Below are 23,145 nucleotides of genomic sequence, written 5' to 3'. Positions count from 1 at the left end.
CATTATGGCGACCGCCGGCCGCAAGCCGGGCAAATCCCGGCCCGCCTCATAGCTTTGCGCCTTGCAGGTAGGCGTCGAACGGCGCCTCGGTGAAGCGGTCGGCGAACAACTGGTTCTGCTGGAAGGCGCGGTAGTCGTCGTGGATCTTCTTCCACGCCGGGTTGCGCGCGCCCAGTTCGCGGCACAAGGCCATCGACTCCTGGAAGGCGGCATCCAGCACCGGCCCGGGAAAGGGCTTCATCTGCGCGCCGGCGCTGGCCAGCTGCCGCAGCGCCCCCGGATTGCGGGCGTCGTACATCGCCAGCAGCTCGGCATGCACCGCGGCGCTGGCGGCCGACAGAATGGCCTTGTACTCGGCGGTGAGCGCATCGAAGGCCTTCTGGTGCACCAGCAGGTCGAGCTGCATCGCACCGGACCACCAGCCCGGGAAATGGCAGATGCGCGCCACCTTGGGCAGGCCGAGCTTCTGGTCGTCGTAGGGGCTTAGGCCCTCGGCCGCGCCGATGGCGCCCTTGGCGAGCGCGTCCCGGATGTCGAAGCCCGTCGCCGGGCCCTGTACCACCACGCCCAGGCCCGCGAGCACGCGCCCCGCCAGGCCGTCGAAGCGGACCTTCAGGCCCTTGAAGTCGCGCACGCTGCGGATCTCGCGCACGAACCAGCCGAGCCGCTGGGCGCCCGCGCTGCCGCACGGAAAACAGAGCGCGCCGAAGCCGGCGTGGAACTCGCGGCTGAGCTTCAGGCCGTTGCCCTCGGTCATCCACGCACTCAACTGCCGCGCATTCATGCCGAAGGGGATCGCTCCCCCGAGCGCAAAGGCCTCGTTCTTGTCGAAGAAGAACGAACCCGCCGTATGACAGGCCTCGATGGCGCCGCGCTGCACGCCGTCCAGCACACCCTGGGGCGACATCAGCTCGCCCGCGGCATGGACCTCGATCTGGAACCGGCCGCCGCTCATCTCGCCGACCTTCCTGGCGAGGGCCTCGGCGGCGCCGAAGAGCAGGTCCTGCGACTTCGCGAAGCTCGACGCCAGGCGCCAGCGCGTCAGCGCCTGCGCATGCGCGGCCGGCGCGATGCCGGCCGCCAGCACGCCGGCGATACCGCCACGCTGAATCAGAAAACGACGCTGCATCGAGTGAAACTCCAGGAAATCCCGCAAGACGGGGACGCGCGATTGTAGGAATCACTGAACGCGCACCTTATAAAATGGCCGCCCCGTTCCTTCCTTTCCCCGAAAGATCCTTCCAATGAGACAACTCCCGTTCAAGACTTCGCTGCTGGCCCTGGCGACTTTCGCCGCCTTCGCTGCCCAAGCCGCCGACCTGAAGATCGGCGTTGCCGAAGCCCTGTCGGGCGGTGCAGCCCAGTACGGCGTCGCGATCCGCAACGGCTTCGAGCTCGCGGCCTCCGAGATCAATGCGGCCGGCGGCGTCAACGGCAACAAGATCGAGCTGGTCGTCGCCGACGAGCAGGGCAAGAAGGAAGAAGCGATCAACGTCTTCAAGAAACTGATCTTCCAGGACCAGGTGCTGATGGTCTTCGGCCCCACCCTGTCGAACTCGGCCCAGGCCGCCGACCCGATCGCCCAGGCCGCCAAGACCGTGGCCTTCGGCACCTCCAACACCGCCGACGGCATCACCTCGATCGGCGACCACGTGTTCCGCAACTCGGTGACCGAAGCCGACGTGCTGCCCGAGACCATCAAGACCGCGGTCAAGAACGCCGGCATCAAGAAGGTCGCTGTGCTCTACGGCAACGACGACGTCTTCACCAAGAGCGGCTACGACAACTTCAAGAAGGCGCTCGAAGACCTGAAGATCCCGGTCACCACCACCGAGACCTTCGCCAAGGGCGACGTCGACTTCAAGGCCCAGCTGACCAAGATCAAGGCCAGCGGCGCCGATGCGATCGTGCTGTCGGCGCTGATCGCCGAAGGTGCGCCGATCATGGTGCAGGCCCGCCAGCTCGGCCTCAACGTGCCGATCATCGGCGGCAACGGCATGAACTCGGTCAAGGTGTTCGAGCTCGCCAAGGGCCAGTCCGACAACCTCTACGTCGGCAGCCCCTGGTCGTCCAGCAACGCGACGCCCGAGAACAGCAAGTTCATCAAGGCCTACAACGACAAGTACAAGACCGCGCCCGACCAGTTCGCCGCGCAAGCCTATGACGCGATGTTCATCGCGGCCCAGGCGCTCAAGGGTGTCAAGCTGACCGGCAACCTCACGACCGACCGTGCGGCGCTGCGCGACGCGCTGCCGAACGCCAAGTGGACCGGTGCCACCGGCGCCTTCCAGTTCCGCCGCGCCACCGACAAGACCGGCAAGCCGGCCGGCTACGACGCCCAGCAGACCCCGATCGTCAGCGTGACCAAGGGCGCCGAGTTCGTAATCGCGAAGTAAGGCTCTCCCCCAGGTTGGCTCACTTCGTGTAGCCGCCTCGAGTCGCCACCGGAGGCGGCGGCTCTTCGGGCCGTCCAATTCTGCGCAGGCAGAATTGGAGCCGCGGCCCTCAGCCCCCTCGCCGGGGGCAACACCAGCGGCCTGGCAAAGCCAGTTCCGCGGTGTTTCACGAACAGCGGGGACCGGCTTGGCCGGCCCCGCTTTTTTCCGGAACGGAAACTCCATGCTTGAACAGCAACTCGTCAATGCCCTTTCGCTGGGGTGCGTGTATGCGCTTTTCGCGCTCGGCTTCACGCTCATCTTCGGCGTGCTCGGCGTCATCAACCTCTCGCACGGCGCGGTCTTCATGGTCGGCGCCTATGCCGCGGTCCAGGCCATGGCGCGTTTCGAGCTGCCCCTGTGGGCCGGACTGCTGTTCGCCTTCGTCTTCTGCGGCCTGCTGGGCCTCCTGATCGACTTCCTGGTGCTGAAGCCGCTGCGCGCGCGCAATGCACCCCACCTGATCCCAATGATCGCCACCATCGGCGTCGCGATCATCCTCAACAACGGCGTGCAGGGCATCTTCGGCGCCGAGAACGTGCGCTTCCCGGCCGGCGTGGTGTCGGGCGAATCGCTCGACCTCGCAGGCCTGCACCTGACCGCGCTCGAGCTCGGCATCATCCTGCTGTCCTTCGTGCTGATGGCGGTGCTGATGGTGGCGCTCAAGCGCACCCAGCTCGGCCGCGCGCTGCGCGCGATCGCCGAATCGCCCAAGGCGGCCTACCTGCTCGGCATCAACGTCGAGGGCCTGTTCTTCCTGACTTCGTTCGCGGCCGCCGCGCTCGGTGGCCTGGCCGGCGTTCTGATCGGCCTCTATTCCAACGCCGTGTTCCCGCTGATGGGCCAGCCGATGCTGCACAAGGGCATCGCGGTGATCATCCTCGGCGGCATGGGCGACATCCGCGGCGCGATGCTGGGTGGCCTGTTCCTCGGCCTCGCGGAGGTGCTGTCGGTGGCCTATATCGGCTCGACGATGCGCGACGCGGTCGCGTTCGGACTGCTGTTCCTGGTGCTGCTGGTGCGCCCGAAGGGCCTGTTCGGCTCCATGCAGGAACGCAAGGTCTGAGCATGGACGCACTCAACAACTTCTGGTCGGTCTACAGCAACCTGGTGCTCACGCTGGGCACCAACGCCCTGCTCGCGCTATCGATCTGGCTCACCCTTTCGTGCGGCATGCTGGCCATGGCCAATGCCGCCTTCATGGGCATCGGCGCCTACACCTCGGCGATCCTCACGATGACCTACGGCGTGCCCTTCCCGGTCGCGATCGCGGCCGGCATGGCGGCGCCGGCGCTCACCGCCTTCGTGATCGGCAAGCCGACGCTGCGGCTCTCGGGCGTCTACCTCGCGATGGCCACGCTGGCCTTCGGCGAAGTGGTGCGCATCGTGGTGCTCAACGCCGAGTCGCTGACCGGCGGCGCGCTGGGCCTCAACGGCATCCCGCCCGTCACCCAGTGGTGGCACGTCGGGCTGGCGCTGGTGCTGGTGCTGATGGGCCTGTGGCGGATGCGCCGCTCCAAGGTCGGCCGTGCCTTCGAAGCCATCAAGGAAGACGAGACGGCCGCCGGCCTGATGGGCATCGACGTCGGCGCCCACAAGATGCTGGCCTTCGTGCTCGGCGGCGCGATCGCCGGCCTGGCCGGCGTGCTCAATGCGCACCAGACCTTCTTCATCGGCCCGAACGAGTTCGGCTTCGACCGCGGCGTCGACATCCTCACGATGACCGTGCTGGGCGGCATCAACGGCCTCACCGGCCCGGTGCTCGGCGGCGTGATCCTCACCATCCTGCCCGAGGCGCTGCGCGCCTTCGGCGACTTCCGCCTCGTGGTGAACGGCGTGATCCTGGTGCTGATCGTGCTGTTCCTGCCCAAGGGCATCTGGGACCCGGCGCGCTTCCGGCAATGGTTCGGACGCAAGGGGGTTGCAGCATGAGCGCCGCGCCTCTTCTCCAGCTCGACGGCGTGTCGCGCCATTTCGGCGGCCTCAAGGTGCTGCAGGACGTCAACCTCGAGGTGCCGCAGGGCGGCATCTTCGGGCTGATCGGCCCCAACGGCGCCGGCAAGACCACGGTCTTCAACCTGACCACCGGCCTGCTGCCGACCACCGGCGGCACGATCCGCTTCGAAGGCCGCGACCTCGCGGGCGTGAAGCCGCACGAGATCACGCGCGGCGGCATCGCGCGCACCTTCCAGAACATCCGCATCTTCAAGGAGATGTCGCTGCTCGAGAACGTGATGGTCGGCATGCACGCCAAGCTGCGCTACGGCGGCTTCGGCCTGCTGGCCTCCTCGGGCCTGTTCCGCAGCGAGGAAAAGCGCGCGCGCGACCGTGCGCGCGAACTGCTCTCGTGGGTCAAGCTCGACCACAAGGGCAACGACACCGCGGACAATCTCTCCTACGGCGACCAGCGCAAGCTCGAACTCGCGCGCGCGCTCGCCACCGAACCGAAGCTGCTGCTGCTCGACGAGCCCGTCGCCGGCATGAACAGCAGCGAGAAGACCGACCTGATGCACGAGATCCGCAACATCAGCGGCCGTGGCTACACCATTTTCATGATCGAACACGACATGCGCTTCGTGATGGGCCTGTGCGAGCACATCGCCGTGCTGAACTTCGGCCGCATCATCGCGCGCGGCGGGCCCGACGAGATCCGCAACGATCCGCAGGTGATCGAGGCCTACCTGGGCCGCGAAGAAGACGAAGCGAGCAACGAGGGAGCATCCGCATGAGCGCGTCTTCTTCCCCGCTGCTGAAGGTCGAGGGGCTCAAGGTCGCCTACGGCCATATCGAGGCCGTCAAGGGCATCGACTTCGAACTGCACGAAGGCCAGATCACCACGCTGGTCGGCGCCAACGGGGCCGGCAAGTCGACCACGCTGCTGGCGCTGTCGGGCCTGGTGGCCAAGGCGGCCGGCCGCGTGCTGCTCGGCGGCCAGGACCTGAGTTCGCTGTCGCCGCACAAGATCGTCGCCTCCGGCATGGTGCAGGTGGCCGAGGGCCGCGCCACGCTGACCACGCTGACCGTGCGCGAGAACCTCGAGCTCGGCGCCTACACCCGGCGCGACAGCCGGGCGCAGCGCGCCGCCGATCTCGATCATGTCTACGCGCTGTTCCCGCGACTGAAGGAGCGCGCCGACGGGCTGGCCGGCAACCTTTCGGGCGGCGAGCAGCAGATGCTGGCGATCGGCCGCGCACTGATGGCCAAGCCGCGCGTGCTGCTGCTCGACGAACCGTCGATGGGGCTGGCGCCGATCATCGTGCAGGACATCTTCCGCACGCTGCGCGAGATCAACAAGGCCGGGCTGACCGTGTTCCTGGTCGAGCAGAACGTGCGCCAGGCGCTCAAGATCGCCGACCGCGCCTATGTGCTCGAGACCGGCAAGATCGTGCTGGAGGGCAGCGGCCGCGAACTGCTGGGCAACCCGAAGGTGCAGGACGCGTACCTGGGGGGCTGACTCGCTTGGTGGCGGCGGCGGGCGGTATGCCCTGGGCCGGCCGACGTCACCGGCCGCTTCGCGGCTGCCCTGCGCTGCTCGCGGTACGCGGGGTCTCGCTCAAACTCGCTCCGCTCAAACAGTCGCGAGCCCTGATCCGCGCACCGCTGCGCTGCTCGGCGGTGCCTCAACGGCCGGCCCAGGGCATACCGCCCGCCACCGCGGACAGGTCGGGGTGCATCGGCGTTGGAGACGTCGTCGGCGATTGAACACCCCCCAAGCCCGGCATGCGGTGCGGGACGGGCGATCCCCTCTGCGCCGCTGAGGAGCGCAGCTTCAGGCGGCTCGCGAAGCGGGGATCCGCTCACTTCGCACAGCGAAGTTATGCGGATACCAAAAAGGCCCGCGCGTGTTTGAGCGCAGCGAGTTTGCGCGGACCCCGCCTGAAGCGAGCACCGCAAGGGAGCCCGAAGGGCCGGCGTAGTGGGGTCGACTGGCCCGTACCGCGTGCCGGGCGCCCTTCCCAGTCGGCAGCCCTGTCCCAAGAGCAACAGCGCTAGAAACGCGCCCGAATCGAAGCCTCGATCCCCGCCGCGTCCAGCCCGATCCCGGCCAGCAGCTTGGCCGGATCCCCATGCTCGATGAAGCGGTCGGGCAACCCCAGTTGCAGCACCGGCTTCTGCACGCCCGCAGCCTGCAGCGCTTCGAGCACCGCACTGCCCGCACCCCCCATGATCGCGCCCTCTTCGAGGGTGACGATCGCGTCGTGCGTGCCCGCCACCTTCAGCAGCAGTTCGACATCCAGCGGCTTGGCCCAGCGCATGTTGACCACCGTGGCATCGAGCGCCTCGGCCGCCTGCAGCGCCGGATAGAGCAAGGTGCCGAAGGCGAGCACCGCGATGCGCTGGCCTTCGCGACGGATCTCGCCCTTGCCGAACGGCAATCCGTCGAGCGTGAGATGCGGCGTGACGCCGGCACCCGCGCCCCGCGGGTAGCGCACCGCCACCGGATGGCTCTGCGCATAGGCCGTCGTCAGCAGTTGCCGGCATTCGGCCTCGTCGGCCGGGCAGGCGACGCTCATGTTCGGGATGCAGCGCAGGAACGGGATGTCGTAGGCCCCCGCGTGCGTCGCGCCGTCGGCTCCCACCAGGCCGGCGCGGTCGAGCGCGAACACCACCGGCAGGTTCTGGATCGCGACGTCGTGGATCAGCTGGTCGTAGGCGCGCTGCAGGAAGGTGGAATAGATCGCCACCACCGGCTTCAGGCCCTCGCAGGCCAGGCCGGCGGCGAAGGTGACCGCATGCTGCTCGGCGATGCCGACGTCGTAGTAGCGGCCAGGGAAGCGCTGCTCGAATTCGACCAGCCCCGAGCCCTCGCGCATCGCGGGCGTGATGCCGACCAGCCGGCCGTCCTGCGCCGCCGTGTCGCACAGCCAGGTGCCGAAGACCTGCGTGAAGGTCTGCTTGGGCGTGGTGGCAGGCTTGACCAGGCCGACCGCGGGATCGAACTTGGAGGGCCCGTGGTAAGCCACCGGGTCGGCCTCCGCCAGCTTGTAGCCCTGGCCCTTCTTGGTGACCACGTGAAGGAACTGCGGGCCGTCCAGGTGCTTGAGGTTCTCGAGCGTGGGCACCAGCGAGTCGAGGTCGTGGCCGTCGATCGGGCCGACGTAGTTGAAGCCGAACTGCTCGAACAGCGTGGCCGGCACCACCATGCCCTTGGCATGCTGCTCGAAGCGCTTGGCCAGTTCGAACAACGGAGGCGCGGCGCGCAGCACGCTCTTGCCGACGTGCTTGGCCGCGGCGTAAAAGTTGCCGCTCATGAGCTGCGCCAGATAGCGGTTGAGCGCGCCGACCGGCGGGCTGATCGACATGTCGTTGTCGTTCAGGATCACCAGCAGCTTGCAGTCGCAGACACCCGCGTTGTTGAGCGCCTCGAAGGCCATGCCGGCGGTCAGCGCGCCGTCGCCGATGATCGCGACCGAGTGGCGGTCCTCGCCCTTCTGCTTGGCGGCCATCGCCATGCCGAGCGCGGCCGAGATGCTGGTCGACGAATGCGCCGTGCCGAAGGTGTCGTACTCGCTCTCGCTGCGCTGCGGAAAGCCCGAGATGCCGCCGAGCTGGCGCAGGCTCGGCATGCGCTCGCGGCGGCCGGTCAGGATCTTGTGCGGATAGGTCTGGTGGCCCACGTCCCACACCAGCCGGTCGTGCGGCGTGTTGAAGACATGGTGCAGCGCGACCGTGAGCTCGACCGTGCCGAGGTTGGAGCTCAGGTGGCCGCCGGTGCGCGACACGTTGTCGAGCACGCAGGTGCGCACCTCGTCGGCCAGTTGCTTGAGCTGCGCACGGTCGAACTGGCGCAGCGCGGAAGGATCGTGGAGAGTGGGAAGCAGCGGAGCCATGGGGAGTGTCTTGTTGTTATCGGTCGCGATCCACGACCATGTGGGCCAGCGCCCGCAGCGCACCGGTGTCCGCCAGCCCGCTGCGATCGAGTGCGGCGAGCGCCTGGGCCAGCAGCTCGCGGGCCTGCTCGCGGGCGCCTTCCAGGCCCAGCAGCGACACATAGGTGGGCTTGTCGCTCGCGGCATCCTTGCCGGCGGTCTTGCCGAGGGTTTCCGAATCCGCGATGACGTCCAGGATGTCGTCGACCACCTGGAAAGCCAGCCCGAGCGCTGCGCCATAGTCGCGCAAGGCGGCCAGCGACGCGGTCGATGGCGTATCGCCGCAGGCCGCGCCCATCTCGACGCTGCCCTGCAGCAGCGCGCCGGTCTTCAGGCCGTGCATTTCGCGCAGTTGCGCCTCGTCGAGCGCCAGGCCGACGCTGGCGAGGTCGATCGCCTGGCCGCCCGCCATGCCCTGGCTGCCGGCGGCGGCGGCCAGCAGGCGGCAGAGCTGGGCCTGCACCGCGGGCGCCACCTCGTCGCCGGCGGGCGTGAGCAGTTCGAAGGCCAGCGCCTGCAGGGCGTCGCCGGCCAGCAGTGCGCCGGCTTCGCCGAACTTGACGTGCACCGTCGGCTTGCCGCGGCGCAGCACGTCGTTGTCCATGCACGGCAGGTCGTCGTGCACCAGCGAGTAGGCGTGGATCAGCTCGACCGCGCAGGCTGCGCGCAAGGCGGCCGGTGGCCGGCCGGCCACCGCCTCGCTGGCCGCGAACACCAGCAGGGGCCGCAAGCGCTTGCCGCCGTCGAGCACCGCATAGCGCATGGCGTCGCCAAGCTGCGCCGGGGCATCGACGCCGACCCATTGCGACAGCGCGGCCTCGACGCGCGCCAGATGCGGCTCGCTCCAGGCGGCCAGTCGCGCCGCGTCCCAGAACCGGGCGTCCGGGCGGCTCATGAGCAAACCTCCGTGCTTCGCACTGCGGTGCGGGCGCCGCTCATTCGGCGGCCCAGACCTTGAGGCTGCCCGCGTCGAGCACCTTGATCTGATCCTCGACCGCCTGCAAGCGCTCGCGGCAGAACGCGAGCAGCGCCGCGCCACGCTGGTAGCTGCCGAGCAGCTGGTCGAGCGGCAGTTGGCCGGATTCGAGTTCGGTGACGAGTTGTTCGAGCTCCTGGAGCCCGGCTTCGTAGCTCGCGGGCAGGGCGCCGGTGTCGGGCGGGGCAGGCACGGCGGCCGATGGGGAGGATGGCACCTTGGGCATTCAGGAGTTTGGCGTGAAACCCGCCATTTTAGGACGGGGCAGAGCGGTGCGGCGGACGCCCCCCAGGGAGCGCCCGCCGCAGCGCGCGGCACGCAGCTCATCCGATGGGTTCGCCGAGGGTACAATCCCCGTCTCCCAAAAGCCGGCCCTGCCGGCGCCCTCCCTTCGGGCCGTCTACATCCTTCGACGGCAGCCTTCCGTTCCATTTCTCTCTCCCTGTGGGGAGCTTGGTCAGGTCACCCATGTCTGATTTAAGTCTTCAACTGCAGCAGGCTTCGAGCCAACTTCCGGTTTCCGCGTACTTCGACGAGGCGCTCTACGCCCGCGAGCTGCAAACGCTCTTCGCCAACGGGCCGCGCTACGTCGGCCACCGCCTCGCGGTGCCCGAGCCCGGCAGCTTCCACACGCTGCCCCAGGAGCAGCAGGGTCGCGCCCTCGTTCACACGCCCAAGGGGGTGGAGCTGATCTCGAACGTCTGCCGCCATCGCCAGGCCCTGATCCTGCAAGGCCGCGGCCAGCTCGAGGCCCAGGCCGGCGGCAACATCGTGTGTCCGCTGCACCGCTGGACCTACGCGGCCGCCGATTCGCGCACCACCGGCACGCTGATCGGCGCGCCGCACTTCGAGCAGGACCCCTGTCTCAACCTGCACAACTACCCGCTGAACGAGTGGAACGGGCTCCTGTTCGAGCAGAACGCCAACGGCCGCGGACGCGATGTCGCCGCCGACCTCGGCCGGATCGGTCCCCGCCTCGACCTCGATTTCGATGGCTATGCCTTCGACCGCGTCGAGCTGCACGAGTGCAACTACAACTGGAAGACCTTCATCGAGGTCTACCTCGAGGACTACCACGTCGGCCCGTTCCACCCGGGGCTGGGCAGCTTCGTCACCTGCGACGACCTGCGCTGGGAGTTCGGCCACCATTTCTCGGTCCAGACCGTGGGCGTCGCCAACCGGCTGGGCCGCGCCGGCAGTCCGGTCTACCAGCGCTGGCAGGAGCAATTGCTCAAATACCGCAACGGCCATCCGCCCAGGTACGGTGCGATCTGGCTCAGCTACTACCCGCACGTGATGGTCGAGTGGTATCCGCACGTGCTCACGGTCTCGACGCTGCATCCGGTGGGCCCGCAGAAGACGCTCAACATGGTCGAGTTCTTCTATCCCGAGGAGATCGTCGCCTTCGAACGCGAGTTCGTCGAAGCCCAGCAGGCCGCCTACATGGAGACCTGCGTCGAGGACGACGAGATCGCCGAGCGCATGGACGCCGGGCGCCGCGCGCTGATGCAGCGCGGCGACGACGAGAGCGGCCCCTACCAGAGCCCGATGGAAGACGGCATGCAGCAGTTCCACGAGTGGTACCGCAGGGAAATGACCTCCCCCCCAGGCTTGCCCACTTCGTGTGGCCGCCACCCCCCTACCGGGGGCGCTGCCGGTGGCCCGGCGAAGCCGGTTCCACGGCAGCCCACGAACGGGCGCGCTGCGCGCAGCCGTTGAACACCCAAGCCCCACGGCCCGGCCCGTTCGTGAAACACCGCGGAACCGGCTTTGCCGGGCCGCGGGTGTTGCCCCCTGGAAGGGGGTGCCCGAGCCACACGAAGTGGGCGAGGCTGGGGGTCAGCGCCTGATGCAAGCGCTCTGGATGGTGCTGGGCGCACTGATCTTCGCCACCATGGGCGTGTGCGTGAAGTACGCCTCGGCCTGGTTCTCCAGCGCCGAGCTGGTCTTCTACCGCGGCCTGATCGGCATCGTGTTCCTCTGGGTGCTGGCGCGCAGCCGCGGCGTCTCGCTGGCCACCCGCTATCCCGGCATGCACGCCTGGCGCAGCCTGATCGGCGTCGTGTCGCTGGGTGCCTGGTTCTATGCCATCGCCCACATGCCGCTGGCCACCGCGATGACGCTGAACTACATGAGCAGCGTCTGGATCGCGGCCTTCCTGGTCGGCGGTGCCCTGCTCGCCTGGGTGCCGACGCCGGGCCGCGACGGCAGCCTGCCGCGGCCGCCGCTGCAGGGTCCGCTGGTGCTCACGGTGCTGGCCGGCTTCGGCGGCGTCGTCCTGATGCTCAAGCCCACGGTGGGAGACAACCAGGGTTTCGCCGGACTCCTGGGCCTGCTGTCGGGTCTCACGGCCGCTTTTGCCTACATGCAGGTGGTGGCGCTGTCGAGGCTCGGCGAGCCCGAGGCGCGCACGGTGTTCTATTTCGCGGTCGGCTCGGCCGTCGCGGGCGGTCTGGGCACGCTGCTGGGCGGCGCCACCCCCTGGGCCAACTGGACCTGGAGCCATGCGCTGTGGCTGCTGCCGGTCGGCGTGCTGGCGGCGCTCGGGCAGCTCTGTATGACACGCGCCTACGCCAGCGCCAAGACCGAAAGCGGTACGCTGGTGGTCGCCAATCTCCAATACTCCGGCATCGTTTTCGCCGCGATCTACAGCGTGCTGCTGTTCGGCGACCGCATCGACGCCGCGGGCTGGACCGGCATGGCGCTGATCGTGGCCAGCGGCATCGCCGCCACCGTGCTGCGCCAGCGCTCGCTGCCCAAGGCGCCCGCCGAAGAGCATTAGGCTCGCCCCCAGGTTGGGCTCACTGCGTGTAGCCCGCCCACCCCCTGCCGGGGGCAACACCAGCGGCCCGGCGAAGCCGGTTCCGCGGTGTCACTGTTGCTCACCCCCAGGTTGGGCTCACTGCGTGTAGCCCGCCCACCCCCTACCGGGGGCAACACCAGCGGCCCGGCGAAGCCGGTTCCGCGGTGTTTCACGAACAGACAAAGGCAAAGAGGCAAGGAGCGCAGGTATCGTTGGACAATCTGCTTTTCGTCGAGGCCATGATGCACAACCCTTCTTTCACCACCTTGATTTCCGCCGAACAACTGAAGGACTTGTTGGCCGGCAGCACGGCCTCGATGGTGTTCGACTGCAGTTTCGAGCTGATGAAGCCCGACGCCGGCCCGCAGCTGTACCGCGCGGCCCACATCCCGGGCGCCGTGTATGCCAACCTCGACACCGACCTCAGCGCCAAGCACGGCGTGCCCGGCGCGCACGGCGTGGTGGTGTCGCAGGACGACGGCCCGCCGGCTTCGGGCGGCCGCCATCCGCTGCCGAGCCGCGAGCGCTTCGCGGCCTGGCTGTCCAGCGTCGGCTTCGCCAACGGCATGCAGGCGGTGGTGTACGACCGCAACGGCGCCAACTACTGCGGCCGGCTCTGGTGGATGCTCAAGTGGATGGGCCACGACGCCGTGGCCGTGCTCGACGGCGGGCTCCCGGCCTGGCAGGCGACCGGCGGCGAGGTCACGAACCGCGAGGAACCTGCGCACTTCCAGTCGAACTTCGTGGTCGGCGAGCCGCTGCTGAAGCTGGTCGACACGCAGACCGTGGCGGCACGGCTCGAGCAAGCCGGCCAGACACTGGTCGACGCCCGCGCCGGCGCAAGATATCGCGGCGAGGTGGAACCTCTGGACCCGATCGCGGGTCACATCCCCGGGGCCGTGAACCGGCCCTTCACCGAGAACTTCGGTCCCGACGGCAAGTTCAAGCCGGCCGCGCAGTTGCGCGCCGAGTTCGACAGCTTGCTGGCGGGCCGGGATCCCGCGACGGTCGTCCACCAGTGCGGCAGCGGCGTGAGCGCCGTGCCCAACCTGCTCGCCATGCAGATCGCGGGCCTCGGGCCGACCGCGCTCTATGCCGGCAGCTGGAGCGAATGGAGCAACACGCCGGGGCTGCCGACCCGGCAAGGCGCCCAAGCATGACCCCTTTCCGACGCCCATTCGTCACTTTCGCCCTCACCGCTTTCCTTGCAACGCCCTTCGCGGCACCGGCCCAGACTCCGGCCGCCCATGTCCATGGTCAGATCAGGCTCAACGTCGTGATCGACGGCCCGGCCATCGTCATCGAGATGGAATCCCCGCTCGACAACTTCGTCGGATTCGAGCGCGCGCCTCGCACCGAGCCCGAAAAGACGGCCGCCGAGGAAGCCGTCGCGCAACTCCGCGCGGCCGACCAGCGCTTCAAGATCGACCCCAGCGCCAATTGCAAGCTGGGCCCGGTCACGCTGCGTTCCACGGCCCTGGGTCTGGGCAAGGGCGAGGAAGGCGCCGGCGAAGGCCATGCCGACCTCGATGGCAGCTTCGCCTTCAACTGCACCAATGCGGCGGCCGCCAAGTTCATCGACATCGACCTGTTCGCTGCCTTCAAGGGCCCGCGCCAGATCGAGGCCCAGATCGCCGCGCCGCAGGGACAGTTCAAGCGCACGCTGAAGCGGCCGGCCGCGCGGCTCGCCTGGGGCAAGTGATTCGGCCGCTCCGAAGGCGAGCACCGAAGCGCCGCCGCGCGAAGGTTCTCCAGTGAGCCTCGTCCTTTCGGCGCAGATGCTGCGCTTCGGCTGGCCCGGTGCCGAGCGGCCGTGCATCGACATCGAGCGCTTCGAGGTCGATGCCGGCGAGGCCGTGTTCCTGCACGGCCCGAGCGGCTGCGGCAAGAGCACGCTGCTGTCGCTGCTGGCCGGCGTGCTGATCGCCGAGGCCGGCCAGGTCAAGCTGCTCGGCCACGACTGGGCCCGGCTCTCGGGCGCCGCGCGCGACCGTGCCCGGGTCGCCCATGTGGGCTACATCTTCCAGCAGTTCAACCTGCTGCCCTACCTGAGCGTGCTCGACAACGTGCTGCTGCCCTGCCGCTTCTCGGGGCGGCGCATGGCACGGGCTTCGCGCGACGGCTCGGCCAGCGCGCAGGCCCGGGACCTGCTCGGCCGCATGGGCCTGGACGCCGGCCTGTGGCAGCGCCAGGCCATGCATCTGTCGGTCGGCCAGCAGCAGCGCGTGGCCGCCGCACGCGCGCTGATCGGCCACCCCGAGGTCGTGATCGCCGACGAGCCCACCTCGGCGCTCGACGAGGACCGGCGCGAAGCCTTTCTCGACGTACTGCTTGCGGCCTGCGAGGCGAACCACAGCGCGCTGGTCTTCGTGAGCCACGACCGGCGCATCGCCAGGCGCTTCTCGCGCCACGTGCTGCTGCCCGAGATCAACCGGCAGGCGGGGGGGCTCGAATGAGCGCCCTGCTGGGCATCGCCTGGCGCAGCGCCTGGAACCGCCGATTCACGCTCGCGCTCACCGTGCTGTCGATCGCGCTCGCGACCTTCCTGCTGCTCGGCGTCGAGCGCATCCGCACCGAGTTGCGCCAGAACTTTTCTTCGTCCGTCTCGGGCACCGATCTGATCGTCGGCGCCCGCACCGGCTCGACGCAACTGCTGCTGTACTCGGTGTTCCGGATCGGCGCGGCCACCAACAACATGCAGTGGAAGAGCGTCCAGGCGCTGGCCGCGCACCCGGGCGTCGACTGGGTGGTGCCGCTGTCGCTCGGCGACTCGCATCGCGGCTTCTCGGTGCTGGCGACCACCCCCGGGTACTTCGAGCACTTCCGCTTCGGCAACCGCCAGCCGCTCGCGCTGCGCGAGGGCAAGGCCTTCTCGGAGCTGTTCGACGCGGTGGTCGGAGCCGAAGTGGCCGACGCGCTGGGCTACCGCGTCGGCCAGAAGATCACGCTGGCGCACGGCAGCGGCGAGCTCAACGTCTCCGAGCATGCCGACAAGCCCTTCACGGTGGTCGGCGTGCTCGCGCGCACCGGCACGCCGGTCGACCGCACGGTGCACATCGGGCTCGAGGCGATGGAGGCGATCCACCTCGAATGGATGGGCGGCGCGCCGATGCCCGGGCTCAGGATTCCGGCCGAGCAGGTGCGCAAGTTCGACCTCACGCCCAAGACCGTGACCGCGGCGCTGGTCGGCCTGAAGAACCGGGCCGCGGTGTTCGCGGTGCAGCGCTGGGTCTCGACCTTCACCGGCGAGCCGCTGATGGCGATCCTGCCGGGCGTGGCGCTCGACGAACTGTGGCGCGTGGTCGGCATCGGCGAGAACGCGCTGCTGCTGATGTCGGCGCTGGTCGCGCTGGTGAGCCTGGCCGGACTGGTGTCGGTGGTGATGGCGAGCCTCAACGAACGGCGCCGCGAACTGGCGGTGCTGCGCGCGGTCGGCGCCAGCCTGCGCCACGTGCTCGCGCTGCTGGCGCTCGAGGGCGCCATCGTGACGCTGCTGGGCGTGGTGCTCGGCGTCGCACTCGCGGCGCTCGGCATCGCCGGCTTGTCGCCCTGGCTGCAATCGCACTTCGGACTCGCGCTTTCGCTGTCCGAACCTACACTGAACGAATGGCTGTTGCTCGCGAGCCTGGTGGCGGCCGGCTGGCTGGCCAGCCTGCTGCCGGGCATCCGGGCCTACCGGCTCTCGCTGGCCGACGGCCTCTCACCGAGGATATGAACATGACGCTGCGCCCTCTTCTTCCGACACTGCTCTCGCTGGCGATGGCCGGCAGCGCGCTCGCGGCCGGTCCCGCGCCGCAAGCCACCTCGCCGACCCAGCCGCTGGGCGGCAAGGCCGCCGAGGCCAAGGCCGTGCCAGGGCAGCCGCGCCTCATCAGCTGGGAAGAGCTGGTGCCCAAGGACTGGGACCCGATGAAGGAGCTCAAGGGCATGGACCTGAGCAAGCTCGACGACAGCGACCCGCGCGCCAACGAACTGCTCATGAAGCTGCAGGAAGTCTCCAACAACGCGCCGACCAACCCGGCGCTGAACGGCGTCGAGGTGAAGATCCCGGGCTTCATCGTGCCGCTCGAGGAGAACAAGGGCGAGGTCACCGAGTTCCTGCTGGTGCCCTACTTCGGCGCCTGCATCCACACGCCGCCGCCGCCGGCCAACCAGATCCTGCACGTGCGCCCGAAGCAGGGCGCCAAGTTCCGCGCCATGGACACGGTGTGGGTCACGGGTAGGCTCCAGACCGTGCGCAACGACTCGATGATGGGCGTGAGCGGCTACCAGGTCACGGCCGACAGCGTCACCAAGTACACCGGCAGCCCGAAGCAGTAAGGTTGCCCCCACGCTCCCTCACTTCGTGTGGTCGCTGCCCCCCGAGGGGGCCGCAGGCCGCCTTGGGGCGGCCCGGCGCCGGCCTGACTAGCGACTGAACAACCTGTAGATCCTGTCGTTGAAGTCGGCCGGGAACCGCCAGTAGCGCGCGCCGCCCGGCGTCAGCTGCTCGTCGAGCCCGCGCCGCGGCGGCGGCGCGTTGAGCAGGAACTGCCCCAGCATGTCGCCGCTGACCCACGGATCGTCGTACCAGAAGGCGTGCGAACTCTCCGGCAGATTGGGGATGTCCTTCGGGTCCACCCGGATCAGGTCGAAGCGCAGCTTGCGCGACGCCTCGACCAGGAAGCGCGTCTGCTCCTCGTCCAGTTCGGTCACGTCGGGACGGCCCGCGCGCGAGGCCCGGCCGACGATGGCCGCGAAGCGAAGCACCGAGTCGTTGAGGTTGGCCGCGATGCTGACGCGCTCGATGATGTCGATGTACCCGCCCAGTTCGTCCACGAAGCGACGGGTGTCGATATCGGGCGCCGCGAAATAGATCTGCCCGAGCCGAAGCCGCTGCTGCAGTTGGGCGCGCGTCTCGCCGGGCCGCGGCGTGCCCAGGCGGACCAGCGCCGGGCTCAGGACCTGCGCGCCGGCGCTGTAGGCCAGCACGTCGATCTTCGAAGCCGTGGTGTTCTCGGCCAGCAGCTCGACCATCCGCGCGAAGGGCTCGACCGTGCTGGCCGCGTTGTTGACGTCGGTCAGGTAGCGCAGGATCGAACCCGCCGACGGCCACATGAAGACCAGCACCACCATGCGCCGCCCCGTGAAGTGGCGGAACTGCGCCGCCTGGGCCGCCGCGCGCGGCACGGTGTTGTTGGAGCCGTGCACGTAGATCAGCAGCTCGCTGTTGGGGCTCGCGGCCAGGGCCTTGTTCACGAGCGCGAAGAAGGCCTGCGCCTCGGGCGATTTCTTCACCTCTTCATCGGACTTGAGCACCGCCATCTGTTCGAGACGCTCGAGCTGGACGATCGGCCGCTCATCGGGGTCGGCGCTGGTGGAGAGCCGGTGCAGGGTCTCCCAGTCGAGCGTCTCGTCGCCGACCCGGACGTGCGCCACGCCCATGCGCAGATCGTCGGTGGGCACGATGGTGTGCACGGGATCCGGATGTTCGATCAGCGCCAGCCGGTTGGTGGCGTACAGCACGGGGACCTCGGTGGTCTGCAGCTTCTCGCCGATCTTCTCGAAGGGATCGACGTCGCCGTTGCTGAAGCTCACGGGGGTCGGCATCAGGCGCACGGGGGCATCGCAGCCGGCCAGCAGGGCGGCCGCCAGCAGCATGAAAAAGACCGAGGCGGCCTTGGCGATTCCGAATTCAAGCGTGCGCATGCGCCGGAAGTATAGGGAGCCGCCCACAGACCGCCCGGACGTGCCACCATGGCGTCCTCAAGAAGGAGACCACCATGTCAGACCATGTCTACAAGCTTCTCGAACTCACCGGCTCCTCGCCGACCAGCAGCGACGACGCCGTGCGCCGAGCCATCGCCAAGGCCAGCGAATCGGTGCGCAACATCCAGTGGTTCCAGGTCACCGAGACCCGCGGCCACGTGGTCGACGGCAAGGTCGGACACTGGCAGGTGACGCTCAAGGTCGGCTTCACCCTGGAAGGCTGAGAACCCACCCAGAGGGCCGGCGAAGCCAGGCCCCTGTTGGTGAAACACCGCGGAACCGGCTTCGCCGGGCCGCTGGTGTTGCCCCCTGCAGGGGGTGGGCGCGCTACACGAAGTGAGCCCAACCTGGGGGGGAGCTCAGTACACGGCTTCGCCGGGCCGCTGGTGTTGCCCCCGGTAGGGGGTGGGCGCCCCGACACGCAGTGCGGGGCAACCTGGGGGCGAGCGTCAGTCAGTCCGGTGCCTGGATCACCCGGTCGAACTCCTCGTCGGCCGGCACGTTGTCGGCGTCGAGTTCGCTGGCGTCGGTGAGGTCGATGCCGGTTTCTTCGGAGAGCTCGTCCGTGGCCTCGGCGTCGGACGAACCGAATTCCTCTTCCTCTTCGGGCAAGGCGTCATCGGACTCGTCGATCTCGGGTTCGTCTGCGGCTTCTCCGGAACGCAGAGGGGGGTCGGCGCTGCTCATGATCGGGCTCCTTGGCTGATGCCTGACATGATGCACCCCTGTGGGCGCCCCTGCCGAATCAGCCTCATCGGCGCAGGGACAAATGAGCTTGTCGGAAAGCCCCCCCGGGTGTCCATTCAGTGCCTGTGGTCCGAGGATTCGTGCGCGTGGTCGGGGTCGGACCCGTCGTGCGCATGGTCGTGATCGGCATGCGCGAGCCGGCTCGCCAAGGTGACTAGCAGGATCCCGGCCACCAGCCAGGCGATCTGCAACGCCGTCTGGCGCGCGGGCAGGCGCTTCTGCAGTTGCGGGATCAGGTCGGCCAGCGCGACGTAGACGAAGCTGCTGGACGCCAGCACCAGGAAATACGGCAGCCAGCCGTGGAGCTGGTCGACCAGCCACCAGCCTACCAGCCCGCCGAGCGCGGTCATGGTGCCGGCCAGCGACACCTTGACCAGGGCGGCGCGATGGTTGGGCGAGCTCTGGCGCAGCACCACCAGGTCGCCGATGTGGTGAGGCACCTCGTGCGCCAGCACCGCGATCGCGGCCACCACCCCCAGGCGCAGGTCGGCGGTGAAGGCCGAGGCGATCAGGATGCCGTCGCCGAAGCAATGCACGCTGTCGCCGGTGAGCACCGCCCAGCCGCCCCCCCGCGACGAAGGCCCATGGTCGTGCGAATGGCCGTGCGCATGCGCATGCGCGTGGTCGTGGTCGTGGTCGTGGTCGTGGTCGTGCTCGTGCTCGTGCTCCTGGTGGTGCTCGTGCCCGTGGTGCCACAGCTCCGCCTTGTCGAGCAGGAAGAAGAAAACCAGCCCGAACAGCAGCACCCCGAACAGCACCCCCGGCGCGATGTGGCTCTCGAAGGCTTCCGGCAGCAGGTGCATGAAGGCGGTCGCCAGCAAGGCGCCTGCGGCCAGGCTCAGCAGATGCTGCGGGTTGACGCCGCCGGCGCCGCTGCGCACGCCCACGCGCAGCAGCAGGGCGGCAATCCAGACACTTCCGATGCCCGCGACCAGGGTCGCGGCGATGATGGCTAACAAATTCATGACGGCTTCGCGCTATGGAGGCAAAAACAAAAGCCGCCCATCGGACGGCTTTCGGCGGAACGCGGCTGACGGAGGCGGCTAGGCCACACCGTTGGCTTTGAACCAGGCCAGGGCGCGATTCCATCCGTCCTCGGCGGCTCCCTTGACGTAGCTGGGCCGGTAGTCGGCATGAAAGGCATGGCCCGCTTCGGGGTACACGACGAACTGCGATGCCTTGGCCGCCGGGGTGCCGGTGGCCAGGGCAGCCTTCATCTTATCAACCGTGTCAAGGGGGATGCCCTGGTCCTTGCCGCCATAGAGACCCAGCACCGGCGCCTTCAGGCCGGCGACGACGTCGACCGGATGCTTCGGCGTCCGCTCGCCCGCCTGTCCGACCAGGCGCCCGTACCAGGCCACGCCGGCCTTGACCTTGCCGGTCGCCGCATAGAGCCAGACGATGCGCCCGCCCCAGCAGAAGCCGGTGATGGCGGCATCGCTCACGTCGCCGCCATGGGCGGCCGCGTACTTGAGCGCGCCGTCGAGGTCGGCCATGACCTGGGCGTCGGACACCTTGCTGACGATGTCCGCCTGCAGTTTTGGAATGTCGGAATAGCCCTTGGGGTCGCCCTGCCGCGCATAGAGCTCGGGCGCGATCGCCAGGTAGCCGGCCTGGGCGAAGCGGCGGCAGGTGTCGGCGACGTACTCGGTCACGCCGAAGATTTCCTGCACCACCAGCACCACCGACAGGTCGGTCTTGCCCGCCGGAGCCGCTGCGTAGGCCGGCACCTCGAAGCCGTTGACCGTGTACGTCACGGGTCCGGCGACGAGGCCGTCGGTCGAGGTCTTGACCACGGTCTGCGCCGCGATCGGCAACGTCGTGGCGGCATAGCCGACGCCGATCGCGGCCTTGAGCGCGGTGCGGCGCGTGGCGCCGTGGACGGTGCTGTCGCCGGGGCGCAGCGAATCGAATTCGGCTTGCAGATCGGAACCGGTCTGGTGATGGGGCATGCGGCGGACTCCTGTGGATTCGTCGGAGGGAAAGCGCTGCGCGCGAGGCGCAGGCCGCACTGTATGCGAATCGACCGGGGTGCGCTTGCCGCGCCGCTCAGGTCGCGGGCTTGTCGCTCGGCGACTGGATGTTCTCGCGCAACTGCGGGCTCATCGGCAGATTCAGCGGCACGCCTCTGGGCGGGATCGGCTGCATGAACCACTTGGTGTACATCTTCTCGAACTCGCCGCTCTTCATGAGGCCGATGAAGGTGTCGTCCACCAGCTTCTTGAAGGCCGGGTCGTCCTTGGCCAGCATGCAACCGTAGGGCTCGACCTGCAATGCGTCGCCGACCACCTCGAACTCGGCCGGGTTCTTGGCGTTGGCGATCAGGCCGAACAGCAGGATGTCGTCCATCGCGAAAGCCGCGGCGCGGTCGCCCTCGACCAGCAGGAAGGCATCGGCGTGGTCCTTGCCGAGCACGATGTCGATGTCGAGGTTCTTTTCGGCGTTGTACTTGCGCATGACCAGGGCGTTGGTGGTGCCGGTGGTGCTGGCCACGGTCTTCTTCGCGAGGTCGGCGTAGTTCTTGATCTTCGAGGACTTCTTCACCAGCAGACGGGTGCCGGTGTAGAAATGGTTGATCGCGAAACTGACGTCCTTGGCGCGCGCCGTGTTGTTGGTGGTCGATCCGCACTCGAGGTCGATGGTGCCGTTGGTGATCAGCGGAATGCGGTTCTGCGAGGTCACGGGCATCAGCGCGACCTCCAGGTTGGGCTTGTTGAGCTTCTTCTTGACCGCCTCGACCACCGCGTTGGACAGCTCGACCGAGAAGCCGATCGGCTTGTTCGGGCCGTCGAGGTAGCTGAAGGGCACGGACGATTCGCGGTAGGCCAGCGTGATCTTGCCGGTCTCGGCGATCTTGGCCAGGGTGTCGGCGGCCTGGACGCCCGTGGCGGCAACGGCGAGGAGAACGGCAGCCATCGATGCGGAGAGTTTCATGCGAGCCCTTTCGGCTGGTGGAAGGAGACGAAGTGTAGGAATCATTCAGGCGCCGGTCACAATTCCTTTTGCACCGCCGGCCATGACCAAAAGTTATGGGCTGGCGATGCCATGCGCTTTGGCTATGGGTCGTCTTTCTTTTGGCATTTCCCGGCGCTGCGGCGCGGGCCTAGAGTCGACCGATCCGACAACAGCGAGAGGAAAGCGTCATGCACGTCTGCGTGCTGGGGGCCGGCATCGTGGGCCTGGCCACTGCCTGGCAACTGAACCGCCAGGGTCACCAGGTCAGCGTGGTCGACCGCGCCGCGCCGGGCGCCGGCGCGAGCGGCGGCAATGGCGCGCAGTTGAGCTATTCGTACGTGCAGCCGCTGGCCGACCCGTCGATCTGGAAGCAGTTGCCCAAGCTGCTGCTCTCGCCCTCCTCCCCGCTCAAGCTGCGTCCGCAACTGGACCCGCTGCAATGGCGCTGGGCCCTGGCCTTCCTGGCGGCCTGCAACGCCCGCACCTCGCGCGAGAGCACCGCCCGCCTGCTGGCGCTCGCGGCCCGGAGCCGCGCGGCCTTCGAGGCCATGCGCGCCGACGTCGCGCCCGATTGCGACTTCTCCGCCACCGGCAAGCTGGTGCTCTACGCCGGCGCGGCGTCGCTGGCGGGCGCCCAGCGACAGCTCGATCTGCAGCGCGCGATGGGCAGCGAACAGCGCCTGGTCACGGCCGACGAGTGCGTGGCCATCGAGCCGGCGCTGGCCAGCTACCGCGCACAGATCGCCGGCGCCATCCATACGCCCAGCGAATGCGCGGCCGACTGTCTGAAGGTTTGCACGGAGCTCGTGCGGGCGCTCGATGAACGCGGTGTGCGTTTCATGCTCGACACCGAGATCCACGGATTCGACCCGCGCGGCGGCCGTGTGGCCGCGCTGCAGACCGCCGGCGGCGACATCGAGGCCGATGCCTTCGTGATGGCCCTGGGCACCGCCTCGCACCGGTTCGGGCGCCAGCTGGGCGTCTACCTGCCGGTGTACCCGCTCAAGGGCTACAGCATCACGGTCGACGTCGATCCGGCGCCTGACGCCGCACCTCGAGTGAGCGTGACCGACAGCACCCGCAAGGTGGTGTTCGCGCGCATCGGATCGCGCCTGCGGGTGGCCGGCATGGCCGAACTGGTCGGGCACGACGCGAGCATCCCGGCAGCCCGCATCGAGACCTTGGCCGAGGCCACGCGCGCGGTGTTCCCGCAGGCCGGCAAGCTCGATGCGCTGCACCCCTGGACCGGCATGCGGCCGGCCACGCCGACGGGCGTGCCGATCGTCGGCCGGCTGGAGGGAGCGCCTTCCAACATGGTCTTCAATACCGGGCATGGGGCGCTGGGGTTCACGCTGGCGTTCGGGTCGGCGCAGCGGGTGGCGGAGGCGCTGGAACGATAGGATCTCTTAGTGCGCACGTGCGGCGGCGGCGGGCGGTATGCCCCGGGCCGGCCGACGTCACCGGCCGCTTCGCGGCTGCCCTGCGCTGCTCGCGGTACGCGGGGTCTCGCTCAAACTCGCTCCGCTGCGCTCCACTCAAACAGTCGCGAGCCCTGATCCGCGCACCGCTGCGCTGCTCGGCGGTGCCTCAACGGCCGGCCCAGGGCAGGGC

The 23,145-nt window shown here is 68.7% G+C and carries 23 protein-coding genes; 14 read left to right on the top strand and 9 right to left on the bottom strand.

The features are described 5' to 3' along the window. Positions 1–46: 46 nt before the first annotated feature. On the bottom strand, positions 47–1,129 hold the full coding sequence (locus AC1D2O_RS16495) for a TRAP transporter substrate-binding protein (protein ID WP_478157502.1): 1,083 nt from the start codon (positions 1,127–1,129) through the stop codon (positions 47–49). Positions 1,130–1,244: 115 nt separating this feature from the next. Between AC1D2O_RS16495 and AC1D2O_RS16490 the strand changes: the two genes are divergently transcribed. From AC1D2O_RS16490 to AC1D2O_RS16470, 5 genes are all read left to right on the top strand, one after another. After that, positions 1,245–2,396 (top strand): ABC transporter substrate-binding protein, encoded by a 1,152-nt coding sequence (locus AC1D2O_RS16490; RefSeq protein ID WP_478088631.1) that lies wholly within the window; start codon positions 1,245–1,247, stop codon positions 2,394–2,396. Between the two features lie 223 nt (positions 2,397–2,619). Continuing rightward, positions 2,620–3,501 carry a branched-chain amino acid ABC transporter permease gene (locus tag AC1D2O_RS16485; protein WP_478088633.1) on the top strand — a complete coding sequence of 294 codons (882 nt, stop codon included), beginning with the start codon at positions 2,620–2,622 and terminating at the stop codon, positions 3,499–3,501. A 2-nt stretch (positions 3,502–3,503) separates the two neighbouring features. Further along, entirely contained in the window at positions 3,504–4,367 is an 864-nt protein-coding gene (locus AC1D2O_RS16480; protein ID WP_478088636.1) for a branched-chain amino acid ABC transporter permease, read from the top strand. After that, entirely contained in the window at positions 4,364–5,164 is an 801-nt protein-coding gene (locus AC1D2O_RS16475; protein WP_478088638.1) for an ABC transporter ATP-binding protein, read from the top strand. The genes AC1D2O_RS16480 and AC1D2O_RS16475 overlap by 4 nt, the downstream gene beginning before the upstream one ends. Continuing rightward, positions 5,161–5,889: an ABC transporter ATP-binding protein gene (locus AC1D2O_RS16470; protein WP_478088640.1), complete on the top strand. Its 729-nt coding sequence runs from the start codon at positions 5,161–5,163 to the stop codon at positions 5,887–5,889. Before AC1D2O_RS16475 ends, AC1D2O_RS16470 begins: the two co-directional genes overlap by 4 nt. Before the next feature lie 535 nt (positions 5,890–6,424). Here the strand turns inward: AC1D2O_RS16470 and dxs are convergent. From dxs to xseB, 3 genes are read right to left on the bottom strand one after another with little or no spacing between them, the layout of a single operon-like run. After that, on the bottom strand, positions 6,425–8,266 hold the full coding sequence (gene dxs / locus AC1D2O_RS16465) for a 1-deoxy-D-xylulose-5-phosphate synthase (RefSeq protein WP_478088641.1): 1,842 nt from the start codon (positions 8,264–8,266) through the stop codon (positions 6,425–6,427). Positions 8,267–8,282: 16 nt separating this feature from the next. After that, positions 8,283–9,200: a polyprenyl synthetase family protein gene (locus tag AC1D2O_RS16460; protein WP_478088642.1), complete on the bottom strand. Its 918-nt coding sequence runs from the start codon at positions 9,198–9,200 to the stop codon at positions 8,283–8,285. Positions 9,201–9,240: 40 nt separating this feature from the next. Then, a complete protein-coding gene (gene xseB / locus AC1D2O_RS16455; protein WP_478088643.1) occupies positions 9,241–9,507 on the bottom strand; it encodes an exodeoxyribonuclease VII small subunit in 267 nt (88 codons plus the stop codon). A 242-nt stretch (positions 9,508–9,749) separates the two neighbouring features. Between xseB and AC1D2O_RS16450 the strand changes: the two genes are divergently transcribed. From AC1D2O_RS16450 to AC1D2O_RS16420, 7 genes are all read left to right on the top strand, one after another. Continuing rightward, positions 9,750–11,000, top strand: a complete 1,251-nt coding sequence (locus tag AC1D2O_RS16450; RefSeq protein WP_478157500.1) for an aromatic ring-hydroxylating oxygenase subunit alpha — start codon at positions 9,750–9,752, stop codon at positions 10,998–11,000. A gap of 130 nt (positions 11,001–11,130) precedes the next feature. Next, a complete protein-coding gene (locus AC1D2O_RS16445) occupies positions 11,131–12,063 on the top strand; it encodes a DMT family transporter (protein WP_478093797.1) in 933 nt (310 codons plus the stop codon). Positions 12,064–12,326: 263 nt separating this feature from the next. Then, the gene (locus AC1D2O_RS16440) at positions 12,327–13,244 is read left to right on the top strand and encodes a sulfurtransferase (RefSeq protein ID WP_478093801.1); all 918 of its coding nucleotides are present in this window, start codon (positions 12,327–12,329) and stop codon (positions 13,242–13,244) included. Then, positions 13,241–13,786 (top strand): DUF2796 domain-containing protein, encoded by a 546-nt coding sequence (locus AC1D2O_RS16435; protein ID WP_478093799.1) that lies wholly within the window; start codon positions 13,241–13,243, stop codon positions 13,784–13,786. The genes AC1D2O_RS16440 and AC1D2O_RS16435 overlap by 4 nt, the downstream gene beginning before the upstream one ends. A 76-nt stretch (positions 13,787–13,862) precedes the next feature. Continuing rightward, complete coding sequence (locus tag AC1D2O_RS16430) at positions 13,863–14,540, top strand: ABC transporter ATP-binding protein (protein ID WP_478157592.1); 678 nt, start codon at positions 13,863–13,865, stop codon at positions 14,538–14,540. Continuing rightward, entirely contained in the window at positions 14,537–15,799 is a 1,263-nt protein-coding gene (locus AC1D2O_RS16425) for an ABC transporter permease (protein ID WP_478157498.1), read from the top strand. The genes AC1D2O_RS16430 and AC1D2O_RS16425 overlap by 4 nt, the downstream gene beginning before the upstream one ends. 2 nt (positions 15,800–15,801) lie before the next feature. Next, positions 15,802–16,404, top strand: a complete 603-nt coding sequence (locus AC1D2O_RS16420; protein WP_478094247.1) for a DUF3299 domain-containing protein — start codon at positions 15,802–15,804, stop codon at positions 16,402–16,404. Positions 16,405–16,491: 87 nt separating this feature from the next. Here the strand turns inward: AC1D2O_RS16420 and AC1D2O_RS16415 are convergent, their stop codons facing one another. Next, entirely contained in the window at positions 16,492–17,772 is a 1,281-nt protein-coding gene (locus tag AC1D2O_RS16415; protein WP_478094248.1) for an alpha/beta hydrolase, read from the bottom strand. 74 nt (positions 17,773–17,846) lie between these two features. Here AC1D2O_RS16415 and AC1D2O_RS16410 point away from each other — a divergent pair, with 74 nt between their 5' ends. Next, positions 17,847–18,056: a dodecin gene (locus AC1D2O_RS16410; protein WP_478093166.1), complete on the top strand. Its 210-nt coding sequence runs from the start codon at positions 17,847–17,849 to the stop codon at positions 18,054–18,056. Positions 18,057–18,285: 229 nt separating this feature from the next. Here AC1D2O_RS16410 and AC1D2O_RS16405 read toward each other — a convergent pair whose 3' ends face one another. From AC1D2O_RS16405 to AC1D2O_RS16390, 4 genes are all read right to left on the bottom strand, one after another. After that, a complete protein-coding gene (locus AC1D2O_RS16405; RefSeq protein ID WP_478157496.1) occupies positions 18,286–18,519 on the bottom strand; it encodes a hypothetical protein in 234 nt (77 codons plus the stop codon). A gap of 116 nt (positions 18,520–18,635) precedes the next feature. Beyond that, positions 18,636–19,544, bottom strand: a complete 909-nt coding sequence (locus AC1D2O_RS16400; RefSeq protein WP_478157494.1) for a ZIP family metal transporter — start codon at positions 19,542–19,544, stop codon at positions 18,636–18,638. A gap of 78 nt (positions 19,545–19,622) precedes the next feature. Beyond that, complete coding sequence (locus AC1D2O_RS16395; RefSeq protein ID WP_478093160.1) at positions 19,623–20,531, bottom strand: dienelactone hydrolase family protein; 909 nt, start codon at positions 20,529–20,531, stop codon at positions 19,623–19,625. Between the two features lie 97 nt (positions 20,532–20,628). Next, entirely contained in the window at positions 20,629–21,513 is an 885-nt protein-coding gene (locus tag AC1D2O_RS16390) for a transporter substrate-binding domain-containing protein (protein ID WP_478093158.1), read from the bottom strand. Between the two features lie 209 nt (positions 21,514–21,722). On the opposite strand from AC1D2O_RS16390, the gene AC1D2O_RS16385 reads away from it, so the two are divergent. Further along, positions 21,723–22,934, top strand: coding sequence for a D-amino acid dehydrogenase (locus tag AC1D2O_RS16385; protein ID WP_478093157.1), 1,212 nt, complete (start codon positions 21,723–21,725; stop codon positions 22,932–22,934). Positions 22,935–23,145 lie beyond the last annotated feature (211 nt).

It is taken from the genome of Variovorax sp. P1_G12, assembly GCF_056405555.1.
This window is presented reverse-complemented; position numbering and strand designations above follow the sequence as displayed.

Excerpts from the sequence above, each read along its gene's own strand:
- AC1D2O_RS16460 (WP_478088642.1), bottom strand. The coding sequence starts at position 9,200 with ATGAGCCGCCCGGACGCCCGGTTCTGGGACGCGGCGCGACTGGCCGCC.
- AC1D2O_RS16495 (WP_478157502.1), bottom strand. The coding sequence starts at position 1,129 with ATGCAGCGTCGTTTTCTGATTCAGCGTGGCGGTATCGCCGGCGTGCTG.
- AC1D2O_RS16490 (WP_478088631.1), top strand. The coding sequence starts at position 1,245 with ATGAGACAACTCCCGTTCAAGACTTCGCTGCTGGCCCTGGCGACTTTC.
- AC1D2O_RS16430 (WP_478157592.1), top strand. The coding sequence starts at position 13,863 with ATGCTGCGCTTCGGCTGGCCCGGTGCCGAGCGGCCGTGCATCGACATC.
- AC1D2O_RS16485 (WP_478088633.1), top strand. The coding sequence starts at position 2,620 with ATGCTTGAACAGCAACTCGTCAATGCCCTTTCGCTGGGGTGCGTGTAT.
- AC1D2O_RS16470 (WP_478088640.1), top strand. The coding sequence starts at position 5,161 with ATGAGCGCGTCTTCTTCCCCGCTGCTGAAGGTCGAGGGGCTCAAGGTC.
- AC1D2O_RS16475 (WP_478088638.1), top strand. The coding sequence starts at position 4,364 with ATGAGCGCCGCGCCTCTTCTCCAGCTCGACGGCGTGTCGCGCCATTTC.
- AC1D2O_RS16400 (WP_478157494.1), bottom strand. The coding sequence starts at position 19,544 with ATGAATTTGTTAGCCATCATCGCCGCGACCCTGGTCGCGGGCATCGGA.
- AC1D2O_RS16440 (WP_478093801.1), top strand. The coding sequence starts at position 12,327 with ATGCACAACCCTTCTTTCACCACCTTGATTTCCGCCGAACAACTGAAG.
- AC1D2O_RS16480 (WP_478088636.1), top strand. The coding sequence starts at position 3,504 with ATGGACGCACTCAACAACTTCTGGTCGGTCTACAGCAACCTGGTGCTC.
- xseB (WP_478088643.1), bottom strand. The coding sequence starts at position 9,507 with ATGCCCAAGGTGCCATCCTCCCCATCGGCCGCCGTGCCTGCCCCGCCC.
- AC1D2O_RS16395 (WP_478093160.1), bottom strand. The coding sequence starts at position 20,531 with ATGCCCCATCACCAGACCGGTTCCGATCTGCAAGCCGAATTCGATTCG.
- AC1D2O_RS16385 (WP_478093157.1), top strand. The coding sequence starts at position 21,723 with ATGCACGTCTGCGTGCTGGGGGCCGGCATCGTGGGCCTGGCCACTGCC.
- AC1D2O_RS16415 (WP_478094248.1), bottom strand. The coding sequence starts at position 17,772 with ATGCGCACGCTTGAATTCGGAATCGCCAAGGCCGCCTCGGTCTTTTTC.
- AC1D2O_RS16425 (WP_478157498.1), top strand. The coding sequence starts at position 14,537 with ATGAGCGCCCTGCTGGGCATCGCCTGGCGCAGCGCCTGGAACCGCCGA.
- AC1D2O_RS16420 (WP_478094247.1), top strand. The coding sequence starts at position 15,802 with ATGACGCTGCGCCCTCTTCTTCCGACACTGCTCTCGCTGGCGATGGCC.
- AC1D2O_RS16450 (WP_478157500.1), top strand. The coding sequence starts at position 9,750 with ATGTCTGATTTAAGTCTTCAACTGCAGCAGGCTTCGAGCCAACTTCCG.
- AC1D2O_RS16445 (WP_478093797.1), top strand. The coding sequence starts at position 11,131 with ATGCAAGCGCTCTGGATGGTGCTGGGCGCACTGATCTTCGCCACCATG.
- AC1D2O_RS16390 (WP_478093158.1), bottom strand. The coding sequence starts at position 21,513 with ATGAAACTCTCCGCATCGATGGCTGCCGTTCTCCTCGCCGTTGCCGCC.
- AC1D2O_RS16435 (WP_478093799.1), top strand. The coding sequence starts at position 13,241 with ATGACCCCTTTCCGACGCCCATTCGTCACTTTCGCCCTCACCGCTTTC.
- dxs (WP_478088641.1), bottom strand. The coding sequence starts at position 8,266 with ATGGCTCCGCTGCTTCCCACTCTCCACGATCCTTCCGCGCTGCGCCAG.
- AC1D2O_RS16410 (WP_478093166.1), top strand. The coding sequence starts at position 17,847 with ATGTCAGACCATGTCTACAAGCTTCTCGAACTCACCGGCTCCTCGCCG.
- AC1D2O_RS16405 (WP_478157496.1), bottom strand. The coding sequence starts at position 18,519 with ATGAGCAGCGCCGACCCCCCTCTGCGTTCCGGAGAAGCCGCAGACGAA.